Genomic DNA, 9,114 nt, shown 5'->3' on the forward strand with positions numbered 1-9,114 from the left:
GTCAGATCCCCAACTGCTGACGCTGGCGCTTCAAGTGCTCCGGCATCTCTTTGTAGACGTCTTCGAACATGGTCGCGGCGCTTGGAATCTGCCCACCGGCGAGGGTGCCGTACTGCTCGGCTTCCTTCTGCGCGGCGATCACCTCGGCTTCGAGTTCGGCGGTGACGGCGGCATGTTCCTCTTCGGACCACTGGCCGATCTTCACCATGTGCTGCTTGAGGCGGGCAATCGGATCGCCCAGCGGGAAGTGGCTCCAGTCGTCGGCGGGGCGGTACTTCGAAGGATCGTCCGAGGTGGAGTGCGGGCCGGCGCGGTAGGTGACCCATTCGATCAGCGCCGGGCCAAGGTTGCGGCGGGCGCGTTCGGCGGCCCAGCGCGAGGCGGCGTAGACGGCCATGAAATCGTTGCCATCCACCCGCAGGGAGGCGATGCCGCAACCGACGCCGCGTCCGGCGAAGGTGGTGGCTTCACCGCCGGCGATGGCTTGGAAGGTGGAGATCGCCCACTGGTTGTTGACCACGTTGAGGATCACCGGCGCCCGGTAGACGTGGGCGAAGGTGAGGGCGGTGTGGAAGTCCGATTCGGCAGTGGCGCCGTCACCGATCCAGGCCGAGGCGATCTTGGTGTCGCCCTTGATCGCCGAGGCCATGCCCCAGCCCACGCCCTGGATGAACTGGGTGGCGAGGTTGCCGGAAATAGTGAAGAACCCGGCGTCCTTGACCGAGTACATGATCGGCAATTGCCGGCCCTTGAGCGGATCGCGCTCGTTGGACAGCAGTTGGCAGATCAAGTCCACCAGCGGCACTTCCCGGGCCATCAGGATGCTTTGCTGGCGGTAGGTGGGGAAGCACATGTCGTCGATATTCAGGGCCAAGGCCTGGGCGCTGCCGATGGCTTCTTCGCCAAGGCTTTGCATGTAGAACGACATTTTTTTCTGACGCTGGGCGACGACCATGCGGTTGTCGTAGATGCGCGTCTTGAGCATGGCACGCATGCCCTTGCGCAGGATCTCGACGGGAATGTCCGCGGCCCAGTCGCCCAAGGCGTTGCCCTGGTCATCGAGTACGCGGATCAGGCTGCGGGCCAGGTCGGCGGTGTCGGCGGGTTCGACGTCGATGGGAGGTTTGCGCACCGTGCCGGCATCGGACAGATGCAGGTAGGAAAAGTCGGTCTTGCAGCCGGGACGGCCCGAAGGTTCGGGAACGTGCAGGCGTAGCGGTTCGTACGCTGGGTTCATGGCTTTCTACGCTCGATCTTGTGAATTTCTTGTAGTGGGCGCGCTAGCTGACGAATTTCCCTGGGTAGGTGGGAAATTGTCCTACAACAATCATAGGCTCGACGAAGAAGAATATTTTTCTCTGTTGGCTTGCTGTTCAGATCATTTGCAGATAAAAAATCTGCACAACGATAAAAAACAGGATTATTTGTCTCATGCGTAAATTGGATCGCACCGACATCGGCATTCTGAACAGCCTTCAGGAAAACGCCCGCATCACCAACGCCGATCTCGCCCGTTCCGTCAACCTGTCGCCGACGCCATGCTTCAATCGCGTCCGGGCGATGGAGGAGCTAGGGGTCATCCGTGAGCAGGTCACGCTGCTGGACGCCGACCTGCTGGGTTTGCACGTCAACGTGTTTATCCATGTCAGCCTGGAGAAGCAGGTGGAAGAGGCGCTGCAGCATTTCGAAGAGGCGATCTCCGACCGGCCGGAGGTGATGGAGTGCTACCTGATGGCGGGCGATCCGGATTACCTGATCCGCGTACTGGTGCCGACGATCCAGTCGCTGGAGCGGTTCATGATGGACTTTTTGACCAAGGTCCCGGGCGTGGCGAACATCCGCTCCAGCTTCGCCCTCAAGCAGGTGCGCTACAAGACCGCGCTGCCGTTGCCGGCCAATGGGTTGACGTTGGGCACTTGAGCATTAAAGGGCTTTGGGACCGCTTCGCGCTGCAGTCCCGAATGCCTAGAGCTGGTTGATCGGAATCTTCAGGTAGGTCACACCATTGCCCTCGGCCGGCGGCAGGTGTCCGGCGCGCACATTCACCTGGATCGCCGGCAACAATAGCGTCGGCATCCCCAGGGTCTTGTCGCGCTGGGTGCGCATGGCCACGAACGACGTCTCGTCGATGCCATCGCGCACATGGATGTTGTACTGGCGCTGCTCACCCACCGTACTCATGCACTGAGGCTCGCGTCCCTGCGGCGGGTAGTCGTGGCACACGAATAACCGTACGCCAGCAGGGAAGGCCAGCAGCTTGCGGATCGAGGTGTAGAGCTGGTGGGCATCGCCGCCCGGGAAGTCGCAGCGAGCGGTGCCCACGTCGGGCATGAACAGCGTATCGCCCACCAGGATCATATCGCCGTCGATCAGGTAGGCCATGTCCGCCGGGGTGTGGCCGGGCACATGCAGTGCAGTGGCCTTGAGATTGCCGATGAGGAAGGACTCGTCCGGTGCGAACTGATGATCGAATTGCGAACCGTCGACGGCGAATTGTGGTTCCAGGTTGAACAGGGCCTTGAACACGTTCTGCACCTGGCCGATAGACTCGCCGATGGCGATCTTGCCGCCCAGTTCCCGGCGCAGATAAGGCGCGGCGGACAGGTGGTCGGCGTGGGCGTGGGTTTCCAGTAGCCATTGCACCGTCAATCGATGTTCGCGCACAAAAGCGATCACCCGATCAGCCTGCGCGGTACCGCTGCGGCCCGAGGCCGGGTCGTAGTCGAGCACCGGGTCGACCACTGCGCACTGCCCGCCATCCTGTTCGTAAACGACATAGGTGTAGGTCTTCGAAGCAGCATCAAGGAAGCTTTGGATCTGCGCGGGCATGACAGCGGACCTGTGCGGGAAGAAGCGGTTGCAATCCTGGAGATTCACAACATAGGGTCCGCAGCTTAAGTGAGGCACAGGGCGCCTGCAAATGCGTTCACACCTGACAACAGGCGTGCGCGGCTTGAGAGATTCTTATCGTCGAGCAAGGGATCGTGTGCCGCCTAGAGCTCTCGGCACTGCATCGAAAACCCCAGCGCCACCGACTGCCCTTGCTCCAGCAATCGCAGCCCCGGCCGTCCTGGCAGGTGATGGGCATTGACCGGATGACTCACCGGTTCGATGCAGAAAAAGTCCAGACCCACAGGGCAGTACAACAGGAAATACCCGCTGCCGCTGGCACGGCATTCCAGTTCGTAACCCAGGTCCGGCTGTTGGATCAGGCATCGTCCGTCCCAACCACCGAAACCGTTGTCGACGAGGGTCTTCGGCAGCGACCGTGCTTGTTGGAAATCCCAGTCAGAAGGAACGTCCGTCAGTTCCGTCGGCAGTTTCGCGGCGTCGCACATCCAGACTTCACTGGCGCGGGTTTGCAGGCGCGTACCGGCAGTGCGCGGGAAATATGGGTGCAAACCCAACCCGTGCCAGGCAGCCTGTTCGGCCATGTGCGTGACGTGCAGGGCGATTTGCAGCTGGCCGCCGCTCAAGCGGATCCGCAGGCTGGCGCAATAGGCGAACGGTGTTTGGCTGTCGAGTTGCAGCAAGACTTCCTGTGCGCTCTGTTCGGCCACCTGCCAAGGTTGCTGCCAGGCGCTGCCGTGAATGGGAAACGGATCGTTGGGGCTGTTGGCGTCCAGGGCGAGCCAGCCACCGGGGCAATCGAAACCACCTTGGGCGATTCGGTTGGACCAGGGGATCAATGGGAAGCAGCCGAGCTTGCCCGGCAGACCATTTTCCACCGCTTGTGGCGCAGGAGGGCGCAGCAGGGGGGCTCCGGTGCTGCGCAAGGTCCATTCAACGAAGCTGGCGCCCAGGTGCGGGGCCAGGGTGAGGCGGGTGAGTTCGTCTTGGAGGTGGAGGAGAGGGGGCGTCATGATGGCAGGGTCTTTTTCAAAGGGGCAGAAAGCTCTTGTGGCGAGGGAGTTTGCCCCCGCTCGGCTGCGAAGCAGGCGCCCCGATTGACACGGAGGGGCCTGCTGCGCAGTCCAGCGGGAGCAAGCTCCCTCGCCACAAGGGGGGCTTGCTCACTGTTGGGTTACAGCACCAGATTCGGCAGCCACAGCGAGATGGCAGGCACGTAGGTCACCAGCAGCAGGACCAGGAACAGCATGCCGTAGAACGGCAGCAGGGCCTTGACGGTGCTTTCGATGCTGACCTTGCCGATGGCGGAGCCGACGAACAACACCGCGCCCACCGGCGGGGTGATCAGGCCGATACCCAGGTTCACCAGCATGATCATGCCGAACTGCACCGGGTCCACGCCGATGCCGACGATGACTGGCATCAGGATCGGCGTCAGGATCAGGATCAGCGGCGCCATGTCCATCACAGTGCCCAGGGCCAGCAGCATCACGTTGATGCACATCAGGATCACGTAGCGGTTGTCCGACAGCGTCAGGAACGCGGTGGTGATCTTCGCCGGGATTTCCATCAGGGTCATGATGTAGCCGAAGCTGGCGGCGAAGCCGATCAGGATCATCACGATGGAGATGGTGCGCACCGTGCGGTGCATCAGTTTCGGCAACTCGCTCCACTTGTAGTCGCGATAGATGCACATAGTCACGAAGAACGCCCACACCACGGCGATGGCGGCGGATTCGGTGGCGGTGAATACGCCGGACAGAATGCCGCCAAGGATGATGAACAAGGTCATCATGCCCCACATGGCTTCCTTGCAGATCTTCAACGCTTGCTTGAGCGGAATCACTTCGCCCTTGGGGTAATTGCGTTTTTTCGCGAAAACCAGGCACAGCGCCATCAGGCAGAGGTTCATCATGATGCCGGGGACGATGCCGGCCATGAACAGCGAACCGATGGAGACGGTGCCGCCGGCAGCAAGCGAGTACAACACGGCGTTATGGCTTGGCGGTGTCAGCAGCGCCTGTACCGAACCACTGACGGTGACGGCGGTGGCGAATTCACGCGGGTAACCACGGCGTTCCATTTCCGGGATCAGCACCGAACCAACCGACGCGGTGTCCGCCACCGAGGAACCGGAGATCGCGCCAAAGAAACTCGAGGCCACGAGGTTGACCAGGGACAGGCCACCACGGACGAAACCGACCAGCACGCTGGCGAATGCTACCAAGCGGCGGGACATGCCGCCCTCGGCCATGATCGCGCCGGCCAGGACGAAGAACGGAATGGCCAACAGCGAGAATTTATTCACCCCGCCGGTTATCTGGATCATGATGGCCTGGAACGGAATATCGATCCACCAAGCCCCGATCAGGGCGGCGGCGCCCAATGCGTAGGCGACCGGCATGCCGATCAGGATCAACAGCAAAAAACTGCCCAGCAGAATCAGAGCGTCCATTAAGCGGCACCTTCGTTTTCTTCGACCAGGTCGAACTGCACGACCCGACGCTTGCTTTGGTCACCCAGCAAGAGTTTTTCCAGGACAAAAATAAGGGTCAGGAACCCACCGATCGGGATCGGCATGTAAGTGATGCCAACGCGCAGGGTAGGGATGGCGCTCATGAACTGGTTCCAGGTGGTCATGCACAGCTTGGTGCCCCAGACAGTCATGAAAATGCACACCGCCGCCATCAATAGCTGGGTGAACACCGAAGCCAGGGTTTGCAAGTGCGGGGGCATGCGGCTGGTGACCATGTCCACGGCCATGTGCGAGCCGGAGCGGTAGCTGGCAGCAGCACCAATGAAGGTAAATACGATCATCAGCAAGATCGCGGTGGGCTCCGGCCAGCTTGAGCCGGTGCCGAGGACGTAGCGGGCGAACACGCCCCAAGGGATCATCAGCGCAACGGCGAGGACAGACAGGCCGGCGACCCAGATGCAAGTCATGTAGATCGTGTCGTTGATACGCAGCAGCAAATTCTTCATCGGGTTCCACCGTAACCGGGCGCGCCTTTTAACCGCAGGCGCGCCCAGCCGTTTCATGAGTACAGATTGAGAGGCCTTACTGGACAGCTTCGATGCGCTTGATCAGGTCGGCATACGGAGCACCGTATTTGGCCCGGATCGGTGCGGTGGCGTCGTAGAAGGGCTTTGTGTCGACCTTGATGAACTCGACGCCGGCAGCCTTGAGTTTTTCTTCACTTTTGGCGGATTTTTCATCCCACAGTTGGCGCTCTTCAGCCTGGGCAGCCTTGGCGGCCTTTTTCACCATCTCCTGCTGCTCTGGCGTGAGCTTGTTCCAAGTGATTTTCGACATCACGATCGGCTCGGGCAGGATCAGGTGATTGGTCAAGCTGTAGAACTTGGCGTTCTGGTAGTGGTTGTGCTCAAGCATGGTCGGCGGGTTGTTTTCCGCGCCGTCAATCACGCCGGTCTGCAAGGCACTGAAGATCTCGCCAGTGTCCATGGCGATACCGTTGGCGCCCATGGCGTTGAAGGTTTCGATGAACATCGGATTGCCCATTACCCGAATCTTCATGCCTTTGAGGTCTTCGATCTTGCGCACCGGTTTCTTGGTGTAAAGGTTGCGCGTGCCGCCATCCATCCAGGCCAGGGCCACCAGGCCGAATTCAGAGTTGGTGATCTTGTCGAGGATCGCATCGCCCACTTCACCGTCAATGACGGCGCGCATGTGCGCCTGGTCGCGGAAGATGAACGGCATGTTGAAGACGTTCACGTCCGGCACCACAGGCCCGACGATGCCCAGGCTGACGCGAGACATCTGGATCGCGCCGGCTTGCATCTGCTCGATGACTTCTTTCTCAGAACCCAGTACGCCACCTGGGAAGTACTTGAACTTCAGTTCGCCCTTGCTCTCCTTTTCCAGGGTTTTACCCATGGACTCCTCAGCGACCACGGTCGGGTAGCCCTTGGGGTGGATGTCGGCGATTTTCAGGGTGAGTTCAGCGTGTGCCGCCTGGGCCAGGAAGGCCAGGGGCAAGGCCGCGATCAGAAGTGTGCGTTTGAAATTCATGGTCAATCTCCAGTGTTGTTGTTTTTATGTCTATCGATGTGAAGCGGCAAAGCAGATCAGTTGGCGGAGTGTTTCCATCCTCCGAACGCAGGTTCAGCCAGGCCCTTGACGCCAGGCTTGAGGGCGAACACGCCACCGGCCAGGGATTGCGGATCGTTGTCGTCACCCGGTCGAATCGAGGTCACGAAAAGGGTGTCCAGTTGGCTGCCGCCAAAGGCGCACATGGTCGGTTTTTTCACCGGCACTTCAAGTGAACGGTCGAGACGTCCGTCCGGGGTGAAGCGGTGAATCAGCCCGGCGTCGTTGGCGCAGATCCAATAGCAACCATCGGCGTCCACCGCCGCGCCATCCGGGCGCCCGGCCAACGGCATCATGTCGACGAACAAGCGCCGATTGGACGGCGTGCCGCTATCGATGTCGTAGTCGAAGGCCCAGATCTGCTGGATCAGCGGGTGCGAATCGGAGAGGTACATCGTCCGGCCGTCGGGGCTGAAACCCAGCCCGTTGGGCACGATGAAACTGCTCAGTTGCGCCTCGACCGGGCTGCGTTGCCCGGCGTCATAACGGTACATCCGGCCTTCGTCGGCGTTGGCGCCCATGTTCAGCACCATGCTGCCGGCCCAGAAACGGCCCTGGCGATCGCAACGGCCGTCGTTGAGGCGCATGTCGGTGCGAGTGTGCTCGACGTTTGCGCACAATTCGCTGTCGAGGCTGCCGTCGTCATTGGGATGCAGGCGGAAGAAACCGCTTTCCATACCCGCGATCCAGCCGCCGTCCTGGTGGCGGGCGATGCAGGCGAGCATTTCGGGAGCTTCCCAGCCTTGGACCTTTCCGCTGCTGGCGTTCCAGCGCTGCAGGCCACCGCTGGGGATGTTCACCCAATACAGGGCATTTTCCTCGGGGACCCACACTGGGCTTTCCCCGACGGCATTGCGTGCGTCGACGATCAATTCGGCTTGCATGGTGATTCCTTGGTTCGTGTGTATCCCATGTACAACAGGCGAATCAGTTGTCGAACGGGCCGGCAGCCACGAAGGCACCGCCCTGGTAAACCATGGCCGGGTCATCGGCGGCCGGCATTGGCTGCGCTTCGACCTTGGCGCGGAAGATTTCCGACGTGTCCTTGGGCTTGTAGCCCAGGTGCGCGGCGTGGCTGTTGTCCCACCAGACGTCACGGTTGGCGGAGACGCCGTAGACGATGGTGTGGTCGACTTTCGGCGTGTAGAGCGAGCATTCGATCAGTTGGGTGAGGTCGTCGAAACTCAGCCAGGTGCTCATCATCCGACGGTTCTGTGGTTCCGGGAACGACGAGCCGATGCGGATGCTCACGGTCTCGATGCCGTAGCGATCGAAGTAGAAATTGGCGACGTCTTCACCGTAGGACTTGGACAGGCCGTAGTAGCCATCCGGACGACGAAGGCAATGGGCGTCAAGCGTCTGGTCTTGCTTGTAGAAACCGATGACGTGGTTGGAGCTGGCGAAGATCACGCGTTTGACACCGTGCTTGCGCGCGGCTTCATAGATGTGGAACACGCCGCTGATGTTGGCGCCGAGGATTTCCTCGAACGGGCGTTCAACCGATACCCCACCGAAATGCAGGATGGCATCGACGCCTTCCACCAGTTGGTGCACGGCCTGCTTATCAGACAGGTCGCACGGCACCACTTCCTCGCTTTCGTCGATGGCCGGAGCCATGTTGGCGATGTCCGACAGGCGAATGTGGCGGGCATAAGGCTTGAGGCGTTCGCGCAAGACTTTGCCAAGGCCGCCGGCGGCGCCGGTCAGCAGCAGGCGATTGAAGGGGTGGCGGATCTGTGTGGTGGTCATGGCATTACCTGAGCAAACAGTGAGAGGTACAGTTGTTATAAGTTGTCGTACGACCGAGAGGGAATATCCTTATCCTTCCGCTACCTTGTCAACGTTTGATCGACGAACCGCTCTAGGTCGGCATCCTTGCCGGGGCATGCCATGGCGCTGGCAGGCGCTCGTGGCACGGGTTCCATGGGTGTTACAGGAGCGAAATCGGGTAGTTGAAGATCAGACGGTTTTCGTCGAACTCGTTGGTGCTGAAGTCACGACGAAGCGACGAGTTACGCCATTTTACGTTGAGGCTCTTGAAGACGCCGCTCTGCACGGTGTAGGCCAGCTCACTCTCGCGACCCCATTCCTTGCCATCATCGACGGTGGCGGTGTGCACGTTGTCACCGCTGATGTAGCGGTTCATCAGGGTCAGG

The 9,114-nt window shown here is 60.7% G+C and carries 10 protein-coding genes; 1 reads left to right on the plus strand and 9 read right to left on the minus strand.

From position 1 onward, the window contains the following. Position 1 precedes the first annotated feature (1 nt). Entirely contained in the window at positions 2-1,237 is a 1,236-nt protein-coding gene (locus JZ00_RS11230; protein WP_030141238.1) for a 3-methyl-2-oxobutanoate dehydrogenase (2-methylpropanoyl-transferring) subunit alpha, read from the minus strand. Positions 1,238-1,431: 194 nt separating this feature from the next. Between JZ00_RS11230 and bkdR the strand changes: the two genes are divergently transcribed. Then, positions 1,432-1,920 (plus strand): Bkd operon transcriptional regulator BkdR, encoded by a 489-nt coding sequence (gene bkdR / locus JZ00_RS11235; protein WP_003202929.1) that lies wholly within the window; start codon positions 1,432-1,434, stop codon positions 1,918-1,920. 45 nt (positions 1,921-1,965) lie between these two features. On the opposite strand, the gene JZ00_RS11240 is transcribed toward bkdR, so the two are convergent. The 8 genes from JZ00_RS11240 to JZ00_RS11275 all read right to left on the minus strand — a co-directional run. Beyond that, entirely contained in the window at positions 1,966-2,829 is an 864-nt protein-coding gene (locus JZ00_RS11240) for an MBL fold metallo-hydrolase (protein WP_039589343.1), read from the minus strand. A 164-nt stretch (positions 2,830-2,993) separates the two neighbouring features. Beyond that, positions 2,994-3,863, minus strand: a complete 870-nt coding sequence (locus JZ00_RS11245; protein WP_039589345.1) for an aldose 1-epimerase — start codon at positions 3,861-3,863, stop codon at positions 2,994-2,996. 161 nt (positions 3,864-4,024) lie between these two features. Then, positions 4,025-5,305, minus strand: coding sequence for a TRAP transporter large permease (locus tag JZ00_RS11250; RefSeq protein WP_039589347.1), 1,281 nt, complete (start codon positions 5,303-5,305; stop codon positions 4,025-4,027). Then, on the minus strand, positions 5,305-5,832 hold the full coding sequence (locus JZ00_RS11255) for a TRAP transporter small permease (RefSeq protein WP_039589348.1): 528 nt from the start codon (positions 5,830-5,832) through the stop codon (positions 5,305-5,307). The genes JZ00_RS11250 and JZ00_RS11255 overlap by 1 nt, the downstream gene beginning before the upstream one ends. A gap of 76 nt (positions 5,833-5,908) precedes the next feature. After that, on the minus strand, positions 5,909-6,880 hold the full coding sequence (locus JZ00_RS11260; RefSeq protein ID WP_039589352.1) for a TRAP transporter substrate-binding protein: 972 nt from the start codon (positions 6,878-6,880) through the stop codon (positions 5,909-5,911). A gap of 56 nt (positions 6,881-6,936) precedes the next feature. Continuing rightward, positions 6,937-7,842: an SMP-30/gluconolactonase/LRE family protein gene (locus JZ00_RS11265; protein ID WP_039589353.1), complete on the minus strand. Its 906-nt coding sequence runs from the start codon at positions 7,840-7,842 to the stop codon at positions 6,937-6,939. Between the two features lie 43 nt (positions 7,843-7,885). Next, on the minus strand, positions 7,886-8,707 hold the full coding sequence (locus JZ00_RS11270) for an NAD-dependent epimerase/dehydratase family protein (RefSeq protein WP_039589356.1): 822 nt from the start codon (positions 8,705-8,707) through the stop codon (positions 7,886-7,888). Positions 8,708-8,888: 181 nt separating this feature from the next. Further along, the coding region (locus JZ00_RS11275) for an OprD family outer membrane porin (protein ID WP_039589358.1) at positions 8,889-9,114 on the minus strand (226 nt) is incomplete at its 5' end.

The organism is Pseudomonas frederiksbergensis (assembly GCF_000802155.2).
GTDB lineage: Bacteria > Pseudomonadota > Gammaproteobacteria > Pseudomonadales > Pseudomonadaceae > Aquipseudomonas > Aquipseudomonas frederiksbergensis_A.